The 22436-nt window shown below is 63.3% G+C and carries 22 protein-coding genes and 1 tRNA gene; 12 read left to right on the top strand and 11 right to left on the bottom strand.

Features of this window, described 5'->3' with window-relative positions; translation table 11 throughout:
- Window positions 1–10: 10 nt before the first annotated feature.
- From ACR0EF_RS00485 to paaG, 4 genes are read right to left on the bottom strand one after another with little or no spacing between them, the layout of a single operon-like run.
- Complete coding sequence (locus tag ACR0EF_RS00485) at window positions 11–607, bottom strand: TetR/AcrR family transcriptional regulator (RefSeq protein WP_005978266.1); 597 nt, start codon at window positions 605–607, stop codon at window positions 11–13.
- Between the two features lie 3 nt (window positions 608–610).
- Complete coding sequence (paaK, locus tag ACR0EF_RS00480; protein ID WP_170371832.1) at window positions 611–1921, bottom strand: phenylacetate--CoA ligase PaaK; 1311 nt, start codon at window positions 1919–1921, stop codon at window positions 611–613.
- A 15-nt stretch (window positions 1922–1936) separates the two neighbouring features.
- Window positions 1937–2365 carry a hydroxyphenylacetyl-CoA thioesterase PaaI gene (gene paaI, locus ACR0EF_RS00475; protein ID WP_170370456.1) on the bottom strand — a complete coding sequence of 143 codons (429 nt, stop codon included), beginning with the start codon at window positions 2363–2365 and terminating at the stop codon, window positions 1937–1939.
- Between the two features lie 2 nt (window positions 2366–2367).
- On the bottom strand, window positions 2368–3153 hold the full coding sequence (paaG, locus tag ACR0EF_RS00470; protein WP_170371834.1) for a 2-(1,2-epoxy-1,2-dihydrophenyl)acetyl-CoA isomerase PaaG: 786 nt from the start codon (window positions 3151–3153) through the stop codon (window positions 2368–2370).
- A 166-nt stretch (window positions 3154–3319) separates the two neighbouring features.
- Between paaG and ACR0EF_RS00465 the strand changes: the two genes are divergently transcribed.
- The 12 genes from ACR0EF_RS00465 to ACR0EF_RS00410 all read left to right on the top strand — a co-directional run bounded on the left by ACR0EF_RS00465 (window position 3320) and on the right by ACR0EF_RS00410 (window position 16744).
- Window positions 3320–4339: a TRAP transporter substrate-binding protein gene (locus ACR0EF_RS00465; RefSeq protein ID WP_170371836.1), complete on the top strand. Its 1020-nt coding sequence runs from the start codon at window positions 3320–3322 to the stop codon at window positions 4337–4339.
- A 56-nt stretch (window positions 4340–4395) separates the two neighbouring features.
- Window positions 4396–4902, top strand: coding sequence for a TRAP transporter small permease (locus ACR0EF_RS00460; protein WP_170357007.1), 507 nt, complete (start codon window positions 4396–4398; stop codon window positions 4900–4902).
- The gene (locus tag ACR0EF_RS00455) at window positions 4899–6251 is read left to right on the top strand and encodes a TRAP transporter large permease (protein ID WP_170371838.1); all 1353 of its coding nucleotides are present in this window, start codon (window positions 4899–4901) and stop codon (window positions 6249–6251) included. Before ACR0EF_RS00460 ends, ACR0EF_RS00455 begins: the two co-directional genes overlap by 4 nt.
- 43 nt (window positions 6252–6294) lie before the next feature.
- Window positions 6295–8325 (top strand): phenylacetic acid degradation bifunctional protein PaaZ, encoded by a 2031-nt coding sequence (gene paaZ / locus ACR0EF_RS00450; protein WP_170371840.1) that lies wholly within the window; start codon window positions 6295–6297, stop codon window positions 8323–8325.
- A gap of 51 nt (window positions 8326–8376) precedes the next feature.
- On the top strand, window positions 8377–9177 hold the full coding sequence (locus tag ACR0EF_RS00445) for a PaaX family transcriptional regulator C-terminal domain-containing protein (RefSeq protein ID WP_170371842.1): 801 nt from the start codon (window positions 8377–8379) through the stop codon (window positions 9175–9177).
- A 72-nt stretch (window positions 9178–9249) separates the two neighbouring features.
- The gene (locus ACR0EF_RS00440; RefSeq protein WP_170371844.1) at window positions 9250–10731 is read left to right on the top strand and encodes a flavin-containing monooxygenase; all 1482 of its coding nucleotides are present in this window, start codon (window positions 9250–9252) and stop codon (window positions 10729–10731) included.
- Window positions 10728–11702: an alpha/beta hydrolase gene (locus ACR0EF_RS00435; RefSeq protein WP_170371846.1), complete on the top strand. Its 975-nt coding sequence runs from the start codon at window positions 10728–10730 to the stop codon at window positions 11700–11702. The genes ACR0EF_RS00440 and ACR0EF_RS00435 overlap by 4 nt, the downstream gene beginning before the upstream one ends.
- A gap of 71 nt (window positions 11703–11773) precedes the next feature.
- Window positions 11774–11850: transfer RNA gene (locus tag ACR0EF_RS00430), tRNA-Met, on the top strand.
- A gap of 231 nt (window positions 11851–12081) precedes the next feature.
- On the top strand, window positions 12082–13461 hold the full coding sequence (locus ACR0EF_RS00425; RefSeq protein WP_170371848.1) for a metal-dependent hydrolase family protein: 1380 nt from the start codon (window positions 12082–12084) through the stop codon (window positions 13459–13461).
- A gap of 4 nt (window positions 13462–13465) precedes the next feature.
- On the top strand, window positions 13466–14272 hold the full coding sequence (locus ACR0EF_RS00420; protein WP_254430309.1) for a DUF3299 domain-containing protein: 807 nt from the start codon (window positions 13466–13468) through the stop codon (window positions 14270–14272).
- Window positions 14269–15450: a carbohydrate porin gene (locus ACR0EF_RS00415; RefSeq protein WP_170371850.1), complete on the top strand. Its 1182-nt coding sequence runs from the start codon at window positions 14269–14271 to the stop codon at window positions 15448–15450. Before ACR0EF_RS00420 ends, ACR0EF_RS00415 begins: the two co-directional genes overlap by 4 nt.
- Before the next feature lie 52 nt (window positions 15451–15502).
- A complete protein-coding gene (locus ACR0EF_RS00410) occupies window positions 15503–16744 on the top strand; it encodes a membrane dipeptidase (protein WP_170371852.1) in 1242 nt (413 codons plus the stop codon).
- On the opposite strand, the gene ACR0EF_RS00405 is transcribed toward ACR0EF_RS00410, so the two are convergent.
- The 7 genes from ACR0EF_RS00405 to hisD are packed head-to-tail and all read right to left on the bottom strand — an operon-like array spanning window position 16741 to window position 22431.
- Entirely contained in the window at window positions 16741–17853 is a 1113-nt protein-coding gene (locus ACR0EF_RS00405) for an alpha-hydroxy acid oxidase (protein WP_170371854.1), read from the bottom strand. The two genes, ACR0EF_RS00410 and ACR0EF_RS00405, sit on opposite strands and share 4 nt — an antisense overlap.
- Window positions 17853–18407 (bottom strand): sulfopyruvate decarboxylase subunit beta, encoded by a 555-nt coding sequence (gene comE, locus ACR0EF_RS00400; protein WP_170371856.1) that lies wholly within the window; start codon window positions 18405–18407, stop codon window positions 17853–17855. The genes ACR0EF_RS00405 and comE overlap by 1 nt, the downstream gene beginning before the upstream one ends.
- The gene (gene comD, locus ACR0EF_RS00395; RefSeq protein ID WP_170371858.1) at window positions 18404–18910 is read right to left on the bottom strand and encodes a sulfopyruvate decarboxylase subunit alpha; all 507 of its coding nucleotides are present in this window, start codon (window positions 18908–18910) and stop codon (window positions 18404–18406) included. The genes comE and comD overlap by 4 nt, the downstream gene beginning before the upstream one ends.
- Window positions 18911–18959: 49 nt before the next feature.
- Window positions 18960–19370: a universal stress protein gene (locus ACR0EF_RS00390; RefSeq protein WP_170340249.1), complete on the bottom strand. Its 411-nt coding sequence runs from the start codon at window positions 19368–19370 to the stop codon at window positions 18960–18962.
- Window positions 19371–19392: 22 nt separating this feature from the next.
- A complete protein-coding gene (locus ACR0EF_RS00385; RefSeq protein ID WP_170371860.1) occupies window positions 19393–20373 on the bottom strand; it encodes a zinc-dependent alcohol dehydrogenase in 981 nt (326 codons plus the stop codon).
- Window positions 20370–21131, bottom strand: a complete 762-nt coding sequence (locus ACR0EF_RS00380; RefSeq protein WP_170371862.1) for an SDR family NAD(P)-dependent oxidoreductase — start codon at window positions 21129–21131, stop codon at window positions 20370–20372. Before ACR0EF_RS00380 ends, ACR0EF_RS00385 begins: the two co-directional genes overlap by 4 nt.
- Complete coding sequence (hisD, locus tag ACR0EF_RS00375; protein ID WP_170371864.1) at window positions 21124–22431, bottom strand: histidinol dehydrogenase; 1308 nt, start codon at window positions 22429–22431, stop codon at window positions 21124–21126. Before hisD ends, ACR0EF_RS00380 begins: the two co-directional genes overlap by 8 nt.
- Window positions 22432–22436 lie beyond the last annotated feature (5 nt).

The following is a 22436-nucleotide window of genomic DNA, read 5'->3' as shown; positions in this document are numbered from 1 at the left end:
AGGGCCGGTGCTACAGCGCCTTGACGCCCGACAGGGTCAGATTGCTGACCAGCGCGGCATAGTCCCGGCGCGCCTGCGCATCGGCGCCGGAATTCCACATGTAGTACCAGTTCAGCATGCCGAAGACCGACATCGTGGCCGACCGCAGCTTGGCCCCGTCGCCCTGGAACACGTCGGGTGCGACCTCGGACAGGATCGCGCTGAGGAAATTCACCATGTCACGCTGATACCCGCGCAACAGGCGCTGCTGATCCTCGGGCAGAGCCGACATGCCGCTGGTCTGGACCCGGTGTTCGTCATCCACGCCCTGATAGGCCAGCAGGATCTCGGCCACCACGCGGTGCAGCTTTTCGGGCGGGCTGAGGCCGTCCATCTCGAGCCCGCAGATCAGGTCGCGCAGTTCCCGCAGATAGGTTTCGAGAATGTCGAACAGGATCGCGTCTTTGCTGTCATAGTAGTGATAGATGTTGGCCTTCGAGATCCCGCATTCGCGCGCAAGCTGGGTCATCGAGGCGCGGTCGAAGCCTTCGCGGGCAAAGACCCGCGCCGCCGATTTCAGGATCTGCGCGCGTTTCTGGTCGTGATCTTTTGCAATCGTACGGGCCAAACCTCACTCCTTGTCTCGGTTGTCGACGACGCGCTTGGCCTTGCCCTGGCTGCGCTCGACATCGCCGGGGTCCCCTACAACGATCTCGGTGGAAACGCCAACGATGTCCTTGATCCGCTTGGTCAGCATCCGCGCGGCGGCGGTCTTGCTGAGTTCATCGGCCGCGTCGGGCATCGCCTCGACATAGACGCGCATCGCGTCCATGCGGCCGGATTTGAACAGCTCGATCTGGTAATGCGCGGCGATGCCGCCGGTGGCCATGACCTGCTCTTCGATCTGGCTGGGGAAGACGTTGACCCCGCGCAGGATGATCATGTCGTCGCTGCGGCCGGTGATCTTCTCCATCCGCCGCATCGAACGCGCGGTGCCCGGCAGCAGCCGCGTCAGGTCGCGGGTGCGGTAGCGGATCATCGGCAGGCCTTCCTTGGTCAGCGTGGTAAAGACCAACTCGCCCATTACGCCGTCGGGTAGAACCTCGCCGGTCTGCGGGTCGATGATCTCGGGGTAGAAGTGATCCTCCCAGATGACCGGGCCGTCCTTGGTTTCCACGCATTCGTTGGCGACGCCCGGCCCCATGATCTCGGACAGGCCGTAGATGTCGACGGCATGCATGTCAAAGGCCTGCTCGACCTCTTTGCGCATCGCATCCGTCCAGGGCTCGGCCCCGAATACGCCCACCGACAGAGAGCTTTCGCGCGGGTCCATCCCGACCTTGTGATACTGTTCCAGGATGTTGAGCATGTAGGACGGCGTGACCATGATGCCGTCGGGTTTGAAATCGGTGATCAGGGCCACCTGTTTCTCGGTCTGACCGCCGGACATGGGAACGACCGTGGCGCCCAGACGCTCGATTCCGTAATGCGCGCCCAGACCGCCGGTGAACAGGCCATAGCCGTAGGCATTGTGGATCATGTCGCCCTTGCGCAGACCGCTTGCGCGCAGGCTGCGGGCCACCAGATCGGCCCAATTGTCGATGTCGTTCTTTGTGTAGCCCACCACGGTCGGCTTGCCCGTGGTGCCGGACGAGGCATGCAGGCGGATGATCTGCTCGCGCGGGACGGCAAACAGGCCGAACGGATAGTGGTCGCGCAGATCGTTCTTGTAGGTGAAGGGAAACTTGGCCAGATCGCTCAGCGTTTGCAGATCGTCGGGATGTACCCCGGCCTCGTCGAACCGCTGCTTGTACATCGGCACGTTGTCATAGGCATGGCGCAGCGACCATTTCAGGCGGTCCAGCTGCAAGCTGCGGATTTCATCGATCGACGCGATCTCGATCGGGTCAAGATCCGCTTTGTTCGGGGTCAGATCCTTCATGATGTCCTCCTCACCTCAAGTTTCTGGAAACAGGGTGCCATTGATCGCGCGGGAAAAGCCCCGGAACTCGGCGATCTTTTGGCCGCCCTGGTTGGTCACTGTCACGTCATAGATGCCGCTGCGGCCGGTCAGGCTTTGTTCGGTCGCGCGGGCGGTCAGCCGGTCGCCCAGCCGGCCCGGCGCGACATAGCTGATCACGTTGTGCTGGGCCACAGTCGACTGGTTGCGACTGTTGCAGGCAAAGGCAAAGGCGCTGTCGGCCAGCATGAAGGTCACGCCGCCATGGCAGATCCCGTGCCCGTTGCAATGGTGCTGCTGCACAGTCAGCGCCAGCGTCGCGGTGCCCTCGTCGACCTCGACCAGTTCCATCCCGGCCCATTTCGAGGCATGGTCCTGCGCCCACATCGCGGCGGCGGCTTTTTCGGCGCGTTCTTTCGGCGTCATGTTCATTTGCCCCGAAACTCCGGGCTGCGCTTTTCCAGAAAGGCTGCGACACCTTCGGCATAATCGGCGGATTCGCCGCAGGTCTTCATGGCGTCGGCCTCGATCTCCAGATGATCGGTCAGGCTGTTGGTCGCGGCGGCCTGGATGGTCTGCTTGGTCAGACCCAGGCCCAGCGTGGGGCCGTTCGACAGGCGTTCGGCCAGCGCGCGCGCCTCGGTCATCAGATCGGCATCGGGCAGGGCTTTCCAGATCAGGCCCCAGTCCTCGGCCGTTTGCGCCGCCAAGGGCGCGCCGGTCAGGGCCAGCCCCTTGGCCCGCGCCTCACCCAGCAGATGCGGCAGGTGCCAGCTGCCGCCGGTATCGGGGATCAGCCCGACCCTGGCGAAGGATTGGATGAATTTCGCGGACTCGGCGGCCAGCACGATATCGCAGGCCAGCGCCAGATTGGCGCCCGCGCCCGCGGCCACGCCGTTGACCGCGCAGATCACCGGAAAGTTCAGCGACCGGATCAACCGCACCAGCGGCGCATAGAAGGTGCGCACCGTGTGGCCCAGATCCGGTGGGCCGTCCATTTTCGACGGGTCGCGATCGACCAGATCCTGCCCCGCGCAGAACCCGCGCCCGGCCCCGGTCAGCAGGATCGCCCGCGCGCCCTCATCGCGCGCGCCTTCGATGGCGCGGCGTAGGGCATGGTGCATTTCCTCGGTGAAGCTGTTCAGGCGATCAGGGCGGTTGAGAGTGATTTCCACATAATTTCCACGCCGCTGCGCAAGAATCGTATCGCTCATGGGCCGCTCGCTTTGCATTCGTTTCGATATTCTTCTTGCATTAACCGAACGGTTGGTCAATAAATTTCTCCGACGAAGCGCCGAATCCGGGCTTTCGGCCGGTTGATGGTTACAAAAAGGACCATTAACGCATTTGTGACTCATGTTTTGGAGGAGGAAACCAGTCATGAAACTCAACGGGATCAAAACGCTGTTGGCGACGGCTGCCTTGGCAGTGTCTGGCAGCGTGGCATTTGCGGCGGATTACACCCTGACGATTTCCAGCTGGGCGCCGCCCACCCACGGGATCAACGCCAAGATGTGGCCCAAATTCGTCGAGATGGTCGAAGAGGCCACCGACGGCAAGGTGACTGCCGAGTTGAAGCTGGGCATCGCCCCGCCCCCGGCCCAGATGGACCTGATCATGGATGGCGCGGCGGATGCGTCGATAATCTTCCACGGCTATCAGCCGGGCCGCTTCGTGACGACCAAGCTGATCGAACTGCCGGGCTATGAAGGCTCGGCCGAGGCCGCCTCGGCCGCCTATTGGCGCGCTTACGACAAATACCTGAAGGCCGCCGACGAACACCGCGGCGTCAAGGTCATTGCCCTGCACACCCACGGCCCCGCCCAGCTGCACACAAGCAGCCCGGTGACCTCGATGGACCAGATCTCGGGCCTCAAAGTGCGGATCCCCGGTGGCGTCGGTGGCGATGTGGGCACCGCACTGGGTGCGACCGGCATCCAGGTTCCGGCCCCCAAGGTCTATGAGACGTTGGCCTCGAAGGCCGCCGACGGTGTGGTCATGCCGTTCGAATCCCGCAAGGGCTTCAAGCTGACCGAAGTGGCCCCGAACGTCTATGAGATGCCGGGCGGCCTGTATCGCGGGTCGTTTGCCTTCATCATGAACGAGGACACCTTCGCCGACCTGCCCGAGGACATCCAGAAAGCGCTGGAAGAAAACGTGTTCGGCGAACCGCTGAGCCGCGAAATCGGCAAGATCTGGGACGAGATCGACGCCATCGGCCGTGAAGCGACCCAAAGCACCGAGGGCAATGCGATCCACGAAGCCGCTGCCGAGGACATGGAGAAGTTCTCGACGATCGCCGAGGACGTGCGCGCCAAGGTTATTGCCGAAGTCAACGAAGCCGGCGTCGATGCGCAAGCCGCCTATGACATGATCAAGTCGGAAATGTCCTCGAACTGATCCCTGATGCGGGGCGGCACTGGCCGCCCCCACCCAGCCCCTTCCGGAGCCACCCGATGACCCCTCTCATCCAGCTTGTACGGCGCGCCAGCGTCCTGCCGGTGATCGTCGCCTGCACGGCCCTGTTCATCCTGATGGTGATGACCTTCTGCGACGTGATCCTGCGGTCGGTCTTCAACGCGCCGATCGAGGCCGCCACTGAACTGACGCGCATCCTGATGGCGATTCTGGTGTTCTCCGTGCTGCCCATCATCTCGGTCACCAACGGGCATATCGCCGTGGACCTGACCGACGGTATCTTTCACCGCCTGCGCCTCAGCCGCCTGCGTGACGCGGTGATCTATATCCTCAGCGGCGCCATGCTATATTGGCCGGTCCAGCGCGTGTGGATTCTGGCCGAACGCGCCCGCGACTATGGTGATGTCACCGAATACCTCAGCATCCCGACATACCTCGTCGGCTGGTTCATCACTGCGTCGGTGGCGATCACCGCCGTGGTGATGATCATCACCGGACTGCTGCACCTGTTTGCCCCCAAGACCCTGACGGAATCCACTCAATGACCGCTGCCCTCATCGGATTTGCCCTTGTCCTGATCCTGGTGCTGATGCGCCTGCCCATCGTCTTTGCCATGGGGCTGGTCGGCACGTTGGGCTTTGCCTATGAACGCGGCGGCTCGATCTTTGACGAGCGCGGGCTGAAGGCCGCGATGTCGATGGTTGGCCGCCAGATCACCGATACCGCGCAGGATTACGGCCTGTCGGTCGTGCCGCTGTTCATCCTGATGGGCCTGTTCGTCAACAAGGGCGGCATGGCGCGCGAGCTTTATGCGGTTTCCAATGCCTTTCTGGGCCATATGCGCGGCGGTATCGCCATGGCCACCGTCGCGGCCTGCGGCGGGTTCTCGGCCATCTGCGGATCGTCGCTGGCCACCGCCGCGACCATGTCCAAAGTCGCGATGCCGCAGATGCGCCGTTATGAGTATTCTGACGAACTATCGACCGCCTCGATCGCGGCCGGCGGCACGCTGGGCATCCTGATCCCGCCCTCGGTCATCCTGGTCATCTACGGGCTGCTGACCGAAACCTCTATCGGCAAGCTGTTCATGGCCGGCATCATCCCCGGCATTCTGGGCATCCTGTTCTACCTGTTCGCCGTGCGCTGGACCGTCTGGCGCAACCCTCAGGCCGGCCCGGCCGGTGAACGCGCCAGCTGGGGCGAGCGTATCAGCGCGCTGGGGTCCGTTTGGGCTGTGCTGCTGCTGTTCTTCCTGGTGATCGGCGGGCTGTATGGCGTGTTCGATTTCGAACCCCTGAACCTGACCTTTTCGCCGACCGAGGCCGCGGGAATGGGCGCCGCCGGCGCCTTTCTGATCGCGCTGTTCCGCGGCGGGCTGACCGTGGGATCGACCTTCGAGGTGTTGAAGGAAACCTGCTTTACCGCCGCCGCGCTGTTCGCGGTGCTGATCGGCGCGCAGATCTTCTCGAATTTCATCAACCTGGCCGGCCTGCCCGAGGCGCTGATCGCCATGGTCACCGCCTATGACGTGGCACCCTTCGTCGTGATCCTGATGATCCTCGGCATCTACATCATCCTGGGCTGCGTGTTCGAATCCCTGTCGATGCTGCTGCTGACGGTTCCGATCTTTTTCCCGCTGGTGACCTCGCTGGGCTATGACCCGATCTGGTTCGGCATCGTCGTGGTGGTGGTGACCGAGATTTCGCTGATTACCCCGCCGGTGGGCCTGAACGTGTTCATCCTGAAAGGCGTGGTGGGCGATGTCTCGACCGGCACGATCTTTCGCGGCGTGACCCCGTTCTGGGTGGCCGACATCTTCCGCCTGGCGCTGATCGTTCTGGTTCCGATCGTGGTTCTGTACCTGCCGCAACAGATGGGCGCGCTGGGTCACTGAGCTCATTTCGCCGCGCAAGGCGGCCCCAATACAGGAGCATTTCATGTCTCTGAAACAGATTTCCAGTTTCGCCGCGGGCCAGTGGGTTGCGCCCGGCGCCGGAGCCCGTACCATCGCCTCGGCCATCACCGGAGAGCCCTTCGCCACCGCCGGCAACGACGCGCTGGACGTACAGGCGATGCTAACCCATGCCCGCGACGTGGGTGGGCCCGCCCTGCGCCGGCTGACTTTCCATGAACGCGCCAAGATGCTCAAGGCGCTGGCGCAGGCGCTGTCGGAACGCAAACAGGCGCTCTATAACCTCAGCTTTGAAACCGGCGCCACGCAGAAGGATCACCTGATCGACATCGACGGCGGCATCGGCACCATGTTCGTCTTTGCCTCGAAAGGGCGGCGCGAGATGCCCGACGGCCATGTCTATCTGGATGGCGATGTCGAGCAGCTGTCGCGGAACGGCACCTTCCTGGGCCAGCATGTCTGCACCCCGCTGCAAGGGGTCGCGGTGCATATCAACGCCTTCAACTTCCCGGTCTGGGGGATGCTGGAGAAACTAGCCCCCACCCTGCTGGCCGGGGTTCCGGCGATCGTGAAACCGGCCACCAACAGCTGCTATGTCACCGAGTTGGCCGTGCGGATCATGCTGGACAGCGGCATCCTGCCTGACGGCGCGCTGCAGCTGGTCTCGGGCGGGCTGGGCGACATGCTGGATCATCTGACCTGTCAGGATGTGGTCAGCTTTACCGGCTCGGCCGACACCGCGATGAAGCTGCGGCAGAACCCGGTGATCGTGACCAACTCGGTGCGGTTCGTGGCCGAGCAGGACAGCCTCAACGCCTCGATCCTTGGCCCCGACGCGGCACCCGGCACGCCCGAATTCGACCTGTTCGTCAAAGAAGTCGTGCGCGAGATGACGACGAAGGCCGGGCAGAAATGCACCGCCATCCGCCGCATCATCGCCTCTGAGGCGCAGGTCGAGGCGCTGATCGCCGCGATCTCGGCTAAACTGGCGCAGACCACGATCGGCGATCCGCGGCTGGAATCCACGCGCATGGGCGCGCTGGTCTCAAACGGGCAGAAGGCCGACGTTCTGGCTAAGGCCAGCCTCATCGGGCAGGAGGCCGAACGCGTGTTCGGCGACCCGGATGCCTTCGAGGTGATCGGCGCCGATGCCGAAAAAGGCGCCTTCGTGCCGCCGATGCTGTTCCACTGCGCCGATCCCGACGCCGCCCGGCACGTGCATGACACCGAGGCGTTCGGCCCGGTCTCGACCATCATGGGCTATCGCGATCTGGACCACGCCATCGCGCTGGCCAATCGCGGCCAGGGGTCGCTGGTCACCTCGCTGATCACCCATGACCCCGAGGTCGCGCGCCAGGTGGTGATGGGCGCGGCCGCCTTCAACGGGCGGATCTATATCAACGACCGCGACTCGATGCAGGAATCCACCGGCCATGGCTCGCCCCTGCCGCACATGGTCCATGGCGGCCCCGGCCGCGCCGGCGGCGGTGAAGAGATGGGCGGCGTGCGCGGCGTGAAGCACTACATGCAGCGCACGGCCCTGCAGGGCTCGCCCCGGATGCTGGCGACGATCGGCCGGAAATGGATCCCCGGCGCGCCCGAGATCCAAGGCCCCGCGCACCCCTTCACCCGCAAATTCACGGAACTGCAGATCGGCGAGACGCTGCACACGGCGCCCCGGACCATCACGCTGGACGACATCGAACATTTCGCCCATTTCACCGGCGACACATTCTATGCCCACATGAACGAGGACGCGGCGGCCAGAAACCCCTTCTTTCCGGGCCGGGTGGCGCATGGCTATCTGCTGCTGAGTTTTGCCGCCGGTCTGTTCGTCGAGCCGAACGAAGGGCCGGTGCTGGCCAATACCGGACTGGACGGCCTGCGTTTCATGAAGCCGGTCGTGGCCGGCGACAGCATCAAGGTCCGGCTGACGGTCAAGCAAAAGACCCGCCGCACCGACGACTATGGCGAGGTGCGCTGGCACGTGACCCTGACCAATCAGGATGACGAGAAGGTCGCCGAATACGAACTGCTGACCATGAACGCCTACTGAGCGCACGGCAAAGTGTTTTTCTTGCACAGCCGGGCCGGATAGACTGGGCGCATGACCAACGCGCATCCGTGGTTCACTCAGGCTGTGGCCGAACTGGCCGACCCGCAGAATCAGCGGGTCTGGTCGATCATCGTGTCGCTGTTCGGCGACATGGCGCAGGAGCGTGGCGCCAAGATATCGGGCGGGGCGCTGGGGCGCATCATCGAACCGATGGGCATCAAGCCCGAGGCGATCCGCGTGGCCCTGCACCGTCTGCGCAAGGATGGCTGGATCGAAAGCGACCGGGTCGGGCGCGTCTCGATGCATTTCCTGACCGAATATGGCCGCACGCAATCGGCCCGGGTCACGCCGCGCATCTATGCGCGCGATCCTGCGCCGGATGCGCCGCTGCACCTGCTGCTCGCCGAGGATGGCACCGGCACCCGGCTGCTGGAAGACATCCTGCTCAGCCACGATTACACGCCGATTGGGCGCAACGCCGCGTTGGGATCGGGGGTTCCGCCGGTGGACCAGGACGAGTTGCTGATCCTTGAGGTCACCGCCCGCTCGGTCCCGCGATGGGTGCATGAAAAGCTGTTTCCGCCCGAATTGCGGACGGCTTGCCAGTCCCTGCACGAGGCCGTGCGCCACGTGTCCCAAGGCCGCCCGGCCAGTTGGGAGCCCACGCCCTGTCAGATCGCCACCCTGCGCACGTTGATCGTGCACCGGTGGCGGCGCGTCGTTCTGCGCCTGCCCGACCTGCCCGACGGATTCTGCCCGCCGGACTGGACCGGACCGGCATGCCGTGCGCAGGTGTTCCGTCTGCTGGATCAACTGCCGCGCCCCCTGCCCGACGATCTAAACCAAGACTGACCCAACGGCAGGTTTTCCTGGAACGCCGTTTGACCCTATCCTGACCTTGTACCTTTGGGAGGAGGTGCAGGCATGACCCACGACACTGACATGCTGATCGTAGGGGCCGGGTTCTCGGGGCTGATCATGGCGATCGAGGCCCGCAAACGCGGCATCCACAACATCGCGATCCTTGAAAAGGCCGACGACATCGGCGGCACATGGCGAGAGAACACTTATCCCGGCGTGGCCTGCGATGTGCCCTCGCACCTGTATTCGATGGCAACCCATCCGAACCCGGACTGGACCCGCGCCTATGCAGGCGGGGCCGAAATCTGGGACTACATGCGCCGCGTTGCGCGTGATGAAGGGCTGTACGATCTGTGCCATTTCCACACCGAACTGAAGTCCGCCCACTGGGACGGAACGTATTGGCAGGTCGAGACGACCGGCGGCGCGCAATGGAAGGCACGGTTCCTGGTGTCGGCCATCGGCGCCCTGCACATCCCCAGCACTCCCGAGATCCCGGGAGCAGCGGGCTTTCAGGGTCCGGCATTCCACTCGGCCAAATGGGACCACACGGTGCCGCTGCAGGGTAAACGCATAGCAGTTGTCGGCACCGGCGCTTCCGCCGTTCAGTTCGTGCCGGAAATCGCCAAAACCGCCGCCCATGTCACCATCTTCCAACGCAGCGCGCCTTACGTTCTGCCGCGTCCCGACGGGCCGATTGCGCCCTGGGTCCGGCACCTCTATCGCCGCATTCCGCTGCTGCCGCGCATCCGCAGGCAGTTCATCTACTGGCTGTTCGAATTCCGCCACCGCGTGTTTCGCGGCGAAAAACGCGCGGTCGACTTTGCCATGAAGATGTGGCGCAAAGCGCTGGAGGAGGCCATATCCGACCCCGAAATGCGCCGCATTCTGACACCGAACTACCGGATCGGATGCAAGCGCGTCCTCAGCTCGAACGACTGGTACCCAGCGCTCGCCCGCGACAATGTCAGCGTGATCCCGCATGGGGTCGAGCGGATCGAAGGGTCCGAGATCATCGCGACCGACGGCAGTCGAACGGCGGCCGACATTCTGATCTGGGGCACCGGATTCCACGTGACGGACGCGGTCCAAAGGCTGGACATCCGCGGCGCGGACGGACTGAGCCTGCAAGACGCCTGGGCCGACGGCATGCAGGCCAATCTGGGCACCGCCATTGCCGGGTTTCCCAACTTTTTCATCCTGCTGGGGCCGCATACCGGGCTGGGCCACAACTCGGTCGTTCTGATGATCGAAGCGCAAGTTGCCCATATCGGCCGGGTGCTGGAGGAGATGCATCGCGCGGGTCTGCCCGCGATTGCTCCGAACGCTGACCGGCAGGCCGACTTCACCCGCGAAATGCAGGAGCGTCATGCCGACAGTGTCTGGCAGGCTGGCGGGTGCACTTCGTGGTATCAGGACGCACAGGGGCGCAATACGACGCTGTGGCCCGGCACAGTTTCGGAATTCCGCAAACGTCTGGCGAAGGCCGGGCTCGAGCATTACCATCCCGTTGATCCCGCCCAGACCAAAGGACCGCCGACATGACCACCCTGCTGACCATTGCGCTGATCATCGGCGCCGCGTTGATCCTGATGCATCTGTGGACCCGGCGCCTGACGCGGATGGGAGCCCAATCCGTGCCTCAGCCCGGGCAGATCCTGCGGGTGAACGGCGGTTCGATCCATTATGTCGAACAGGGCGATCCAGAGAAGCTGACGGTGGTTCTGATCCACGGGCTGACCGGCCAGTTGCAGCACTTCACCTATGCCATGACCGACCTTCTGGCCGACGACTTTCACGTCATCGCGGTTGACCGGCCCGGGTGCGGGTATTCGACCCGCGACCACGCGCGGCTGGCCACCCTGCCGGAACAGGCGCGGATGATCCACGAATTCCTCGAAGCCAAGGGCGTATCGCAGGCCATTCTGGTCGGACACTCGCTCGGGGGCGCGGTGTCGCTCGCGATGGCGCTGGACAATCCTGAACGGGTTCGGGCACTGGCCTTGCTGGCCCCGCTGACGCATCGGGTACCCAGCACACCCGCCATCTTCAAGGCGCTGGAGATCCGGAGCGAATGGCTGCGCAGCCTGATCGCCAACACGATCGCCGTTCCTCTGGCGAAAACCACGGCGCCGCATGTGATCGATGAGGCGTTTGCACCGGAACCGGCGCCGAGTGATTTCCTGGACCGCGCCGGTGGCGCCTTGGGGCTGCGCCCGTCAGCCTATATCACCGGATCGCAGGATCTGGCGGGCGTGGACGCCAGCATCGACGCCCAATCCCAACGCTACCACGAACTGAAGGTTGGGGGCGCCATCCTGTACGGGGCCGAAGATCCGATCCTGTCACCCAGCCAGCAAGGCGCACCGATGGTGGAATACGGGCTGAGCTTTGAACAGCTCGAGAACCGCGGCCACATGATCCCTCTGACCGCGCCCGAGGCTTGCGCAGAGTTCGTCCGCCGCATGGCCAATGCTTCGCAATCATCTTCGAAACCCGCCGACTCGGCCGGATGAAGAATCCCGCAATTTCGTGGCGTTTCCCTCTTGACCCTCTCCGGCCCCTCCCTTAAATCGCCTCTCACCGTGGCGGAGTAGCTCAGTTGGTTAGAGCAGCGGAATCATAATCCGCGTGTCGGGGGTTCAAGTCCCTCCTCCGCTACCACTTCCCTGAAATCCTCGAGTTTGGCCTTGGGCCGCGCCCGCTGAGCCAGTCGCGGTTATCATCGACGGCGCCAATGCCCTCATGCCACCCGTCTGCATCAAGCGGTTTGGCCAAACGGCCTGTTCCCCTCTCCAATTGTCGACCCCGCAGGTTTGGCTTTAGATCGCCGGCCCTGTCATATTCAAATCTAGGATAATGATAGCCAAACAGGCACAAGCGGGAGGAACAGTGATGAAACGTCTATACCTTGGAGTGGTCTGTGCCCTCAGTTTCGCTTGGCCGGCGGCGGCCCAGGATGAAAAACCACCTCAAACACTGTTCACCAACGTGCATGTCTTCGACGGCACAAGCGAACAACGCATCGAAAACGCCAGTGTGCTGGTCGAAGGGAACCTGATCAAAACGGTTTCGACCGAAGCGATCAACGCCCCAGACGCCACGGTGATTGAAGGCGAGGGGCGCACACTGACACCCGGGTTCATCGAGAACCACGCGCATCTCATGTTGATGGGGCCAAGTCTCAGCGCCATGGAAGCCAATTCGACATGGGAGGATTTCGGAATCCATGCGACGCGGATGGCCGAAATGTATCTGATGCAGGGGTTCACGACGGTCAGGGAAGCCGGCGGGGCCAATGGTGGACTTCGACGGGCTATCGACTCGGGTCAGATTCCCGGGCCACGCTATTATCCGTCGGGCGCCTTTCTAAGCACGCGTGGAGGCCACGCCGACTTTGGCAACTTCACCGCACCTCCGGGGACGGACACCAATTTCAGCCGCCTGAACATGGCACAGGAAATCAGCGGCGTTGACGACGTTTACAAATTCGGACGCAACAACTTCCGGATGGGCGCGACGCAGCTCAAATTCATGCAATCGGGCGGTGTCGTTTCGGCCTTCGACCCCTGGCAATTGCTGGCCGGGTCGCCAGAAGAGATCAAAGCGGCCGTGCAGGTCGCGAATGAATATGGCAGCTATGTCATGGCGCATTCCTATCGGAAGGAAGCAATTCTGGGTGCGCTCGACGCGGGTGTGATGTCCATCGAACACGGATTTTCGTTCGACTGCGAAATCGCTGAAAAGATGAACGAAATGGGCGCGTATATCACGACCAATCTCACAGCGTTCGATCCCGGCCTTCTGGATATTCCGGCGGTCAAGAACCAACCATCGAGCCTTGCCAAGGCAATCTCGGCTTCGGCGACGTTCGAGAACTACATCCCGAACATGAAGGAATGCCCGGTCAAGCGCGGGTTCCAGACAGATTGCGTGGGCACAGTCGAGGCCTGCAACATCCAGATCGCGTATGAAAAACACCTGAACAACGAATTCTTCGGTCCCTATCAATCAATGGTCACACTGACCTCGATCGGAGGCGAGATTGCCCAGTTGTCCGGCGATTTCACCAATCCCTACACCGCCGGTAAGCTTGGAGTGATCGAGGAAGGCGCTTATGCGGACATTCTGCTGATCGACGGCAACCCGCTCGAAGATTTCTCGGTCGTGGGTACAGGCGATCAGTGGTTCGGTGCGGACCCGCGGCCTGACAGCCCCGAGACCATCCGCCTGATCATGAAGGATGGCGTGATCTACAAAAATACGCTCAACTAGGGCCATGATGAGGATTCGCGGTCGGGACCGCCATGACAAGCCCGCCTTTCTGAACTCCGTCGGAACTCTGCTGATTGCGGCGACGCTCAGCTTGGGTACGGGCGCGCCCACTTGGGCCGGCCTCTCGGTTGGTTGGGACGATCTGCCTGACCCGACCGTCCAGACCTTTGAGGACCCCTATCGCGACCTCAGCCCTGAACAGTTCGACGACGTCCTGTTCGTCGTTCGGCTGCGTGGCCGGCTGCAGCAGGATGTCGGAACGGACGAGGACCGCCAGAAGTGGCAGGAGCTTCTGCACGAGACCGAGGATGCGCTAGCCGCGGGCGGTGTCGACGTGGACTGGCTGTTGGGTCAACGCCAGGTCGTGACCGAACGCAGGGAAAAAGCAGCCACGCTTGGCAACCCCTTGTATGACGGGCAAGAGGTCACGCTGTCCGGTTTCGCCATTCCGGCCCCGGCGGACGCTGACGGGCGATCTGTTGTCTATCTGGTGCCCGAACGGGGCATGTGCAGTCACATGCCGCCGCCGCCGCCGAACCAGATGATCCGTGTGATGCTGGATGCCGACTGGGTTCCCAGCTATGTCCACGAACCCGTCCGCCTGACGGGGCGTCTGACGATTTCGCCGACGGATCACCAGATGGTCGTGGTCGACGGGCTGATGCCGATGCGCGCCACGTTCCAATTGGAGGCAGACAAGGTCGAGACGCTCCAGAACCGCACCGACGGGCTGGAGTGGAGCGAGGACGCGACAGATCTTCTTCGGGCCGCGGGGCGGCGCAAAACCGGTGGTCAGGCGGCCTCGGAATGATCCGGCGGATTGCGCTGGTGCTGGCGGCCCTTGTCTGGGCTTCGGGTGCGGTCGCTCAGGGATTGTCAGGTCCCTCGTCGGTGAATGCCGAGCTTGAACCCGGAGACGGCTTGACCGATCCGCAATTCCGTTCGGATTTTCCACGCAATATCGCACCTGGATGGTTTGCCTGGAAGGATCGTCTGGCCGAAGACGGGTTCCGTTTCAACATTGACTATCTGGCCCTTGGGCAAACGACGGATGCCGACCTGGGCACCGGTGAAGCCGCCAGCGGAATTGCCCGTTTCTATGGCAGCTGGCAGGCAACCGAACAGGGTTCGTTGACCTTCAAGGTCGAACACCGGCACAGCTATACCGATGTCGCGCCGCAGTTTCTGGGCCTGGACGGAGGCGCGCTTTCGATCACAGGAACCGCCTTCAACGACACGGGTTTGCTGCTGACCAACCTGTTCTGGTCACAGCGGGCCGCGGACGGGTCATGGACGCTGCAATTCGGTCAGATCGACGTGACCGACTTCGTCGACATCTATGGCCTTGTCAGTCCCTATAGCGGTTTCCAGAACCTGTCGTTCAACACCAATCCGACGATAAACGCCCCCAACCCCGGGCTGGGTCTTGCCGGGGGCGTGCGGCTGGGCAGCAATTTCTATGCTGTGGCCAGTGTCGCTGACGCAAACGCCGATCCGTCCGATCCGAACTTCGACGTTTTCAGCGACGGCAACCTCTTCAAATCGCTCGAACTGGGGTACACGTCGGGCTTTGATCGGATCTATTTCGACAACATCCATCTGACACTTTGGCACGCGGATGCAGCCGATGACGGCAGCCGGGCCGAAGACTATGGCGCGGCCTTCTCCGCCGCGTGGTTCGTGGGCAACCAATGGATGCCGTTCCTGCGCGCCGGCGCGGCAAAGGGAACGGCGGCGCTGTATGATCGGTCCCTGTCAGCCGGCATCGGGTACTACGGCCGGAACACCGATCTGGCTGGGCTGGGGCTGAACTGGGCCGAAGCCCGTGGCATCGACGGCGATCAGTTCACCCTCGAAGCTTTCTACCGTTTTTCGATTTCGCCCGGCTTGCAGATCACGCCGTCGGTGCAGTTCATCTCGAACCCACTGCTGAACCCCGGCCAGGACAGCGTGGCCCTGTTCGGCCTGCGGACAAGGCTCGTGTTCTGACGCTGGCCGGGTCTGCCCACTTGAGGCAATGAAACCCATGGAAGGACACTCGATGAAGCCACTGATGACTGCAGCCGCAACTGTCCTGACAATCGCCGCACCCCTTCACGCCAGCCAAGAGAGCAAGACCTGGGGCGCATCGGACGAAGCCAGGCAGTTCGTGCAGGACACGATCGTACTGGGCATGCTGGCCAGCCCCTATGGAACCGGCTGGACCGAAGACGAACAACTGCACACCTACTTCCAACGCGCCCGGGACAACGGCATCACCGGCCATGAAATGACATTGGCCGCCGCTGACATGTCGTTCGACACGTTGCTTGAACAGCACTATCATTTCCGCGCCGCCATGGCGCAGCAGCCCGAGAATTATCTGATCGTGAATGAAACACGCGATATCGAGGCCGCGCATGCTCAGGGCAAGACAGCTGTGATCTGGAACAGCCAAACGGCAACGGTTCTGGACGGCGACCTCAAGAAGATGGCCCTGCTCAAGGACATGGGCATCAAAAGCATGATCCTGGCCTACAACGACATTTTCCGAACCGGTTCAGGGCAGTTGGCAGCTTACAACGGACGGGACATCGGTCTGACCCCATGGGGCAAATCCGTGATCGATGAGATGGTGCGCTTTGGCATCCTGCTGGACCTTAGCCACACCGGGTCGAAAACGGCCAACGACGCGATGGACTACATGGACGAGAACTATCCCGGCGTGCCCTATGTCTACACCCACTCGGTTCCGGCAGGGCTCTATGCGAATGAGCCCAACGCCACGACCAAGGGCTGTTACCGAGCCATCCCGGACGACGAGGCACTGCGAGCAGCCAAGTCCGGAGGATACATATCGCCCACATTCACAGAATGGATGATGGACGGGGTATGGCCCGAAGACATCTCACCCAAGCAAGCCGCCGATATGATCGACTATTGTGTCCAACTTGTCGGCGTCGACAATGTCGGGTTCGCGACGGACGACATGTTTTCAACCGAACTTGTCGTTCAGTTCGCGACCGCGAATGCCAGCATGTATGACGACGGTGGCTACATGATTGACGCGTTCAATAAAGGTGCAACCGGGAATGGTGAATTGGCCAAGATCCTTGCCGCGATAACCGACGATCTATGGGCGCGGGGCTATTCAAACGAGGACCTCGCCAAAATCTACGGCGGCAACAAAATGCGCGTCTATGCCCAGGTCTGGGAGGGCAAGCCGCCCGAACGGTTCTTGCAGGAATACCCTGAACGCCTGCGGATGAGGCAGGAGTTCCAGAACCTGTTCCACTCGCGCTAGTCCCCGTTCGGTCGTTGAATCTCCGACAAGGTGCTGACACCGATCTGGGCCATGGCGATGTCCATCTCTTCGGACAGCACCGCCCACAACCGGTGCAAACCGGCCTCGCCGACCGCCGCGACGGCGAATTGCAGGATCCGCCCGAAGAACAGGAAATCGGCACCAGCCATGAGCGCCTTGAGCGCATCTTCTCCGGACCGCAGGCCACTGTCATAAAACAGCGGATAGTTGTCGCCGACCGCAGCGCGGATCTGCGGCAGGACCGAGATCGGCGCGGGCGCGCTCTCCAACTGGCGGGCGCCGTGGCTCGAGACCTGGATGGCGTCGACTCCGGCAGCCTTCAGTGCAACCGCGTCTTCGACGTCCAGCACGCCCTTGACCACCAGCTTGCCCGGCCACCGGTCGCGCAACCTTGCCAGCGTGTCCCAATCGGCCTTAGCACGGCTTTCGGTGCGGTCGAACGCGAACCCCTCCATCAGGAAATTCGCCATCTGCGGTTTGCCCTTCAGCAAGGTCGAGATCGACCAGCGCGGATGCAGCGCGAAATCCAGGAACTGCCGTGGCCCGATCCGGAACGGCATACGGAAGCCGTGGCGCAGTTCGCGCGGGCGGCGGCCGACTTCGGGCACGTCAACCGTCAGGATCAGGGTCTTGTAGCCCGCGGCCCTTGCCCGATCGACCAGCTTGAACGTGCGGCTGCCATCGCCGCTGAAATACAGCTGGAACCAGGCATGGCCCCGGGCCTCTTCGATCAGCGCCTCCATCGGTGTCGAGGCCACCGTGGAAACGCCCAGCGGCACCCCGTATTGCGCCGCCAGCCGCGCCAGCATCAGGTCGGCGCCCGGAGCGGACAGGTTGCACATGCCCATCGGCGCGATACCAAAGGGCCTGTCGGCTGGTTGCCCGAATACGCGGGTTGCCAGTGACCGGGTACTGACATCGCGCAGGATCCGGGGGCGCAGGGTCATCGCGTCCAGCGCCGCGCGGGTGCGCCGGGCCCCGGCCTCGGACCCGGCGGCCCCGTCGATATAGTCGAACACCATCCACGGCAGACGCCGCCGGGCCAACCGGCGGGCATCTTCGGCGCTGTGGATGGCGCTTGCGCCCATCAGGCCTGAACGGCCTTCATGAAGCGGTCGCGGATGACGACCGGGTCCATCGTGATCGGCGGGATCTTGGCGTTGCCGCTTTCACATTTGCTGACGATGATGGTCATCTGGCGGGCGTCCAGCGCTTCTTGCAGCACGCTGCCGGTCTCTTCGGCCTGGCATTCGATCACGCGCTCGCAGCCCGCCGCCTCGGCCATCTTGGCCAGCGAGGTCTTCTGCCCCGCATAGGTCGGCTGATCTCCGGTCGAGCCGTACGAGCCGTTGTCGATGATCAGCAGGATGTAATTGTCGGCCACGTTGTTGGCGATGGTCGGCAGCGTCCCCAGATTGGTCAAAATCGAGCCATCGCCGTCGATGACGATCACCGGTTTCGGCTGGGACAGCGCCAGCCCCAGACCGATGCTCGAGGCCAGGCCCATCGTGCCCAGCATGTAGAAATTGGTGGGCTGATCGTCGATGGCATGCAGTTCCTGGCTGGGGATGCCGATATTGCACACGACCAGTTGGTCACGCAGGATCGGGGCGATTTCCTTCAGGATTTCAGAACGGATCATTGGTCGCCATAGCCTCCCCAGAAATTGGCGTCGGTCAGGATCGCGACGGGCTTGTTGCACATGAAGGTGTATTTCAGGATCGCGTCCAGTTCGGCCACGTCTTCCTGATGGTGGAAATGGTAGGTCGGGATGTGCATCTGCGCCAGCAGGGCCTTGGTGTGAACGGCCATCTCGACCTGGCAGGCGATGGGCTCGCGCAGTTCGCCCCGGTACGAGATCAGCATCGGCAGCGGCATCCGGTAATACTGAATCAGCGTCGCCAGCGTGTTGATCGTGACCCCGATCGCGGTGTTCTGCATGATGATTGCGGGGCGCTTGCCGCCCATCCAGGCCCCGGCGCACAGGCCCATGCCTTCGTCCTCTTTGTTCGAGGGGATGTGGTAGATGTCGTCATGGGCGTCGATCTCGGCGATGACGCCGGCCAGTTGCTTGCACGGCACCGTGGTGACGAACGAGATGTCGTTGGCCACCAGATCTTCGGTGATCTTCTTGTCTATGTTCATGTCGAAACTTCTGTTCCTGGGTTGGGGCGCCGAGGGCGCGATGGACGGGTCAGGCCCTGCGGTGGACGTGGACGGCACATTTTGCATGCCGCACCACGCGCGACGCGGTGGAGCCAAGGAAATAATCGGTCAGTCCGGGACGGTGCGAGCCGATGACGACGCAATCGAACCCGTGGTCGTTGGCATAGTCGATGATCGTGCGCGCGGTGTGGCCTTTGACCAGTTCGGGCTTTACGTCCGTAAGGCCTTCCAGCTTGTTCATCAGGACTTCGCGGGCGCGGGCAAAGCCATCGGCCACGGCATCCTTATCCAGATAGACGCTGACCGAGCCCTGCGGCATCTCATAGACATGCAGCGCCACGATCTCGGCGGATCCGCCGCCCAAGGCGCGGGCAATCTCGAGCGTTTGTGGCGAAATGCCGTGGTCAAGCGCCATGGGGACAAGAATTTTCTTATACATGGTTACCTCCAGTTCCGGGCAGTCAGGCCCACGGGGACAGCACGATTTTCGGAACCGCGACCTCACCCGAGCGTAACTGGGCAAAGGCCCGGGCGCCATCGGCCAGATCGCGTTCTTCGATCCAGTCCAGAGGGCCCAGAGCGCCGTCAAAGATGGCCTGCGCGGTCTGACGGAAATCCTGCGCGGTATAGGTGTAGGTTCCGATGAAGGTGATCTCTTGCAGGGTCATGCGTCGCACGTCCAGCCCGCCGGCGTCCTCGCCCAGGCCCACATGCGCGATCACTCCGCCGGGTTGGGCCCGTTCCGAGGCAACCGCACGGGTGGCGGCAAAACCCACGGCGTCGACCACGATCGGGAAATCGCCTTGCGCTTCGGGTACGACCTTGGCGCTATCCAGCCTTTGCAGGAACGTCCGCCGCAGGTCGTTGGGTTCGACGATGGTCACATCCACGACATCCATCGCCCGCAGCGCCAGCGCCGCCGCAAGGCCAATCGCCCCACCCCCGATCACCAGCGCACGACGCTCCATCGCCGGGTGCAGCGCCTCGAGCGCAAGGCGCGCGGCATGCCAGCTGACGGCCAGCGGCTCGGCCAAGGCGGCTTTGGCGAAGGGCACGTGATCCGGCACCTCGACCAGATTATCCCAGGGCATCGAAACATATTGAGCAAAGGCGCCTTCACGCGGGGGCATCGAGATGATCTGACGGTCGGGGCACAGGTTTTCCCGCCCCGCTTGGCAGGCCGGGCACTGCCCGCAATTTACAAGCGGATTGATCGTGACCCGCGTTCCGTCTTTGGGGCCGCCGATCACTGTGCCCGCCGCCTCGTGCCCCAGGATCAAGGGCGCCGGGCGGCGCGCATCATGGCCCAAGTAGGCATGCATGTCGGACCCGCAGATCCCAGCGGCCTCGACCCGGATCAGGTACTCGCCCGGTTGCGGCGCGGCGTCCGGTACGTCGCGATAGACCAGCTGTTCGACACCTTCATAAACCAGAGCTTTCATTTCGCCGTGAACCCCCCGTCAACCATCAGGATCTGCCCGGTGACGTAGTCGGATGCCTGCGAGCACAGAAAAAGGATCGGCCCGTCGATGTCTTCCATACGGCCATTGCGACCGATGCATGTCTGCGCCGCGTTGCGGGCCGCGCGGGCGGAGTCATTGAACACCGCCTGCGTCAGCTCGGTCGGAAAGAAGCCCGGGCCGATGGCGTTGGCGGTAATCCCGTGCGGCGACCAAGCCTCGGCCATGGCGCGGGTTAGCTGGGCGATCCCGCCCTTGCTGGCCCCATAGGCGATCCCGCCGGGAAAGGCCCGCGTCGTCTGCAGCGACGCGAAATTCACGATCCGGCCCCAACCACGCGCCTTCATCGCAGGCACCATGGCCTGGCTGAGGAAGAACGGCGCACCGAGGTTCAGGCCCAGCGTCGCATCCCAGCCTTCCGGTGTGACATCATCGGCGGCCTGTCGCGTGTTCACCCCGGCGGCATGAACCACGATATCCGGCGCGCCGAACGGGGCCGAGATTTGTTCGACCAGCCTTGGCAGGCCGTCCCGGTCGGCCACGTCACCTGCGACCACCGCAGCGCTTGCACCGATCTCGGCCTGCAACTCGGCCAGGGCCTCGGCGCGGCGGGCAACGCCCACCACCCGCGCGCCCGCGGTCGCCAGCACCTGCGCAACGCGCCGGCCCAGCCCCGAACTGGCGCCAGTGACGCAGGCCACTCGGCCGGTCAGATCGAACAGGTCGCGGGGGTCATTCATCTGCGGTCAGGTCAAAGGTTTCGTCCGGGAAATACTTGGCCAGACGCACATCGGCCGCGCGGGCGTGGCCCTCCATCCCTTCCAGCCGCGAAATCCGCGCAGTCGCCTCGGCGATGGGTTTCGAACCCTCGCGCGTGGCCCGCTGCCAGGTGACAATCTTCATGTATTTGTGCACGCTCAACCCGCCGGTATAGCTGGCCGCGCCTGACGTGGGCAGGACGTGGTTCGTACCGGTGGCCTTGTCGCCATAGGACACGGTCGTTTCTTCGCCGAGGAACAACGATCCATAACAGGTCAGCCGATCCAGCCACCAATCCAGATCCGCGGCCTGCACGGTCAGGTGCTCGGGGGCGTAGTCGTCGGAACACGCGGCCATCTCTTCGCGGTCCGCGCACAAGATCACCTCGGCATAGTCGCGCCAGGCGGCGGCGGCGTTGTCGCGGTTCAACTCAGGTAGATCGGCGATCAGGGTCGGGACCAGCTCCATCACCCGGGTCGCCAGATCGCGGTCATCGGTCACCAGCCAGACGGGCGAGTTGTAGCCATGCTCGGCCTGGCTGACCAGGTCGGTGGCCACGACGAAGGGGTCCGCCGTGGCATCCGCCAAGATCAGGCTGTCGGTCGGGCCGGCGATCATGTCGATGCCGACCTTGCCGTACAGAATGCGCTTGGCCTCGGCCACGAACTGGTTGCCCGGCCCCACAAGGATGTTGGCGCGCGGCAGCCCGAACAAGCCATAGGTCATGGCGGCCACGCCTTGCACGCCCCCCATAGCCAGGATGCTGTCAGCGCCACTGATATGGGCGGCGTAGACGATCGCCGGGGCCACGCCCTCGCCCGGGCGGGGCGGTGAACAGGCGGTGATATGACGGCACCCCGCCACTTTGGCGGTGGTCACGGTCATGATGGCGCTGGCGATGTGGCTATACCGCCCACCGGGCACATAGCAGCCCGCCGCATCGACCGGGATGGCCTTCTGCCCCGCGATGAAGCCCGGCACGATTTCCAGCTGCACATCCGACACGGTGGCCTTCTGCGCCTCGGCAAAGCGGCGCACGTTGTCTTGGGCAAAGCGGATGTCGGCCTTGAGTTTTTCCGGCACCCGGGCGCAGGCGGCGTCGATTTCCGCGGGGGTCATCAGTACGTTGCCCTCGAACTTGTCGAACTTGGCCGCGTATTCCATCGCCTTGGCGTCGCCGCCGGCCTCGATGTCGGCCAGAATGGTCTTGACCGTGTCATGCACCTCGGACGCGTGGGATTGTGCGGTCAGGGTGGCCTTCTTGAGGTATTCACGCGACATATTCA

This window comes from Ruegeria sp. CG8 (genome assembly GCF_056537165.1).
This window is presented reverse-complemented; position numbering and strand designations above follow the sequence as displayed.

Bases quoted from the DNA above. Each gene is read 5' to 3' on its own strand.
- paaK (WP_170371832.1), bottom strand. From the start codon at position 1,921: ATGAAGGATCTGACCCCGAACAAAGCGGATCTTGACCCGATCGAGATC.
- paaI (WP_170370456.1), bottom strand. From the start codon at position 2,365: ATGACGCCGAAAGAACGCGCCGAAAAAGCCGCCGCCGCGATGTGGGCG.
- paaG (WP_170371834.1), bottom strand. From the start codon at position 3,153: ATGAGCGATACGATTCTTGCGCAGCGGCGTGGAAATTATGTGGAAATC.
- ACR0EF_RS00465 (WP_170371836.1), top strand. From the start codon at position 3,320: ATGAAACTCAACGGGATCAAAACGCTGTTGGCGACGGCTGCCTTGGCA.
- ACR0EF_RS00460 (WP_170357007.1), top strand. From the start codon at position 4,396: ATGACCCCTCTCATCCAGCTTGTACGGCGCGCCAGCGTCCTGCCGGTG.
- ACR0EF_RS00455 (WP_170371838.1), top strand. From the start codon at position 4,899: ATGACCGCTGCCCTCATCGGATTTGCCCTTGTCCTGATCCTGGTGCTG.
- paaZ (WP_170371840.1), top strand. From the start codon at position 6,295: ATGTCTCTGAAACAGATTTCCAGTTTCGCCGCGGGCCAGTGGGTTGCG.
- ACR0EF_RS00445 (WP_170371842.1), top strand. From the start codon at position 8,377: ATGACCAACGCGCATCCGTGGTTCACTCAGGCTGTGGCCGAACTGGCC.
- ACR0EF_RS00440 (WP_170371844.1), top strand. From the start codon at position 9,250: ATGACCCACGACACTGACATGCTGATCGTAGGGGCCGGGTTCTCGGGG.
- ACR0EF_RS00435 (WP_170371846.1), top strand. From the start codon at position 10,728: ATGACCACCCTGCTGACCATTGCGCTGATCATCGGCGCCGCGTTGATC.
- ACR0EF_RS00425 (WP_170371848.1), top strand. From the start codon at position 12,082: ATGAAACGTCTATACCTTGGAGTGGTCTGTGCCCTCAGTTTCGCTTGG.
- ACR0EF_RS00420 (WP_254430309.1), top strand. From the start codon at position 13,466: ATGATGAGGATTCGCGGTCGGGACCGCCATGACAAGCCCGCCTTTCTG.
- ACR0EF_RS00415 (WP_170371850.1), top strand. From the start codon at position 14,269: ATGATCCGGCGGATTGCGCTGGTGCTGGCGGCCCTTGTCTGGGCTTCG.
- ACR0EF_RS00410 (WP_170371852.1), top strand. From the start codon at position 15,503: ATGAAGCCACTGATGACTGCAGCCGCAACTGTCCTGACAATCGCCGCA.
- ACR0EF_RS00405 (WP_170371854.1), bottom strand. From the start codon at position 17,853: ATGGGCGCAAGCGCCATCCACAGCGCCGAAGATGCCCGCCGGTTGGCC.
- comE (WP_170371856.1), bottom strand. From the start codon at position 18,407: ATGATCCGTTCTGAAATCCTGAAGGAAATCGCCCCGATCCTGCGTGAC.
- comD (WP_170371858.1), bottom strand. From the start codon at position 18,910: ATGAACATAGACAAGAAGATCACCGAAGATCTGGTGGCCAACGACATC.
- ACR0EF_RS00390 (WP_170340249.1), bottom strand. From the start codon at position 19,370: ATGTATAAGAAAATTCTTGTCCCCATGGCGCTTGACCACGGCATTTCG.
- ACR0EF_RS00385 (WP_170371860.1), bottom strand. From the start codon at position 20,373: ATGAAAGCTCTGGTTTATGAAGGTGTCGAACAGCTGGTCTATCGCGAC.
- ACR0EF_RS00380 (WP_170371862.1), bottom strand. From the start codon at position 21,131: ATGAATGACCCCCGCGACCTGTTCGATCTGACCGGCCGAGTGGCCTGC.
- hisD (WP_170371864.1), bottom strand. From the start codon at position 22,431: ATGTCGCGTGAATACCTCAAGAAGGCCACCCTGACCGCACAATCCCAC.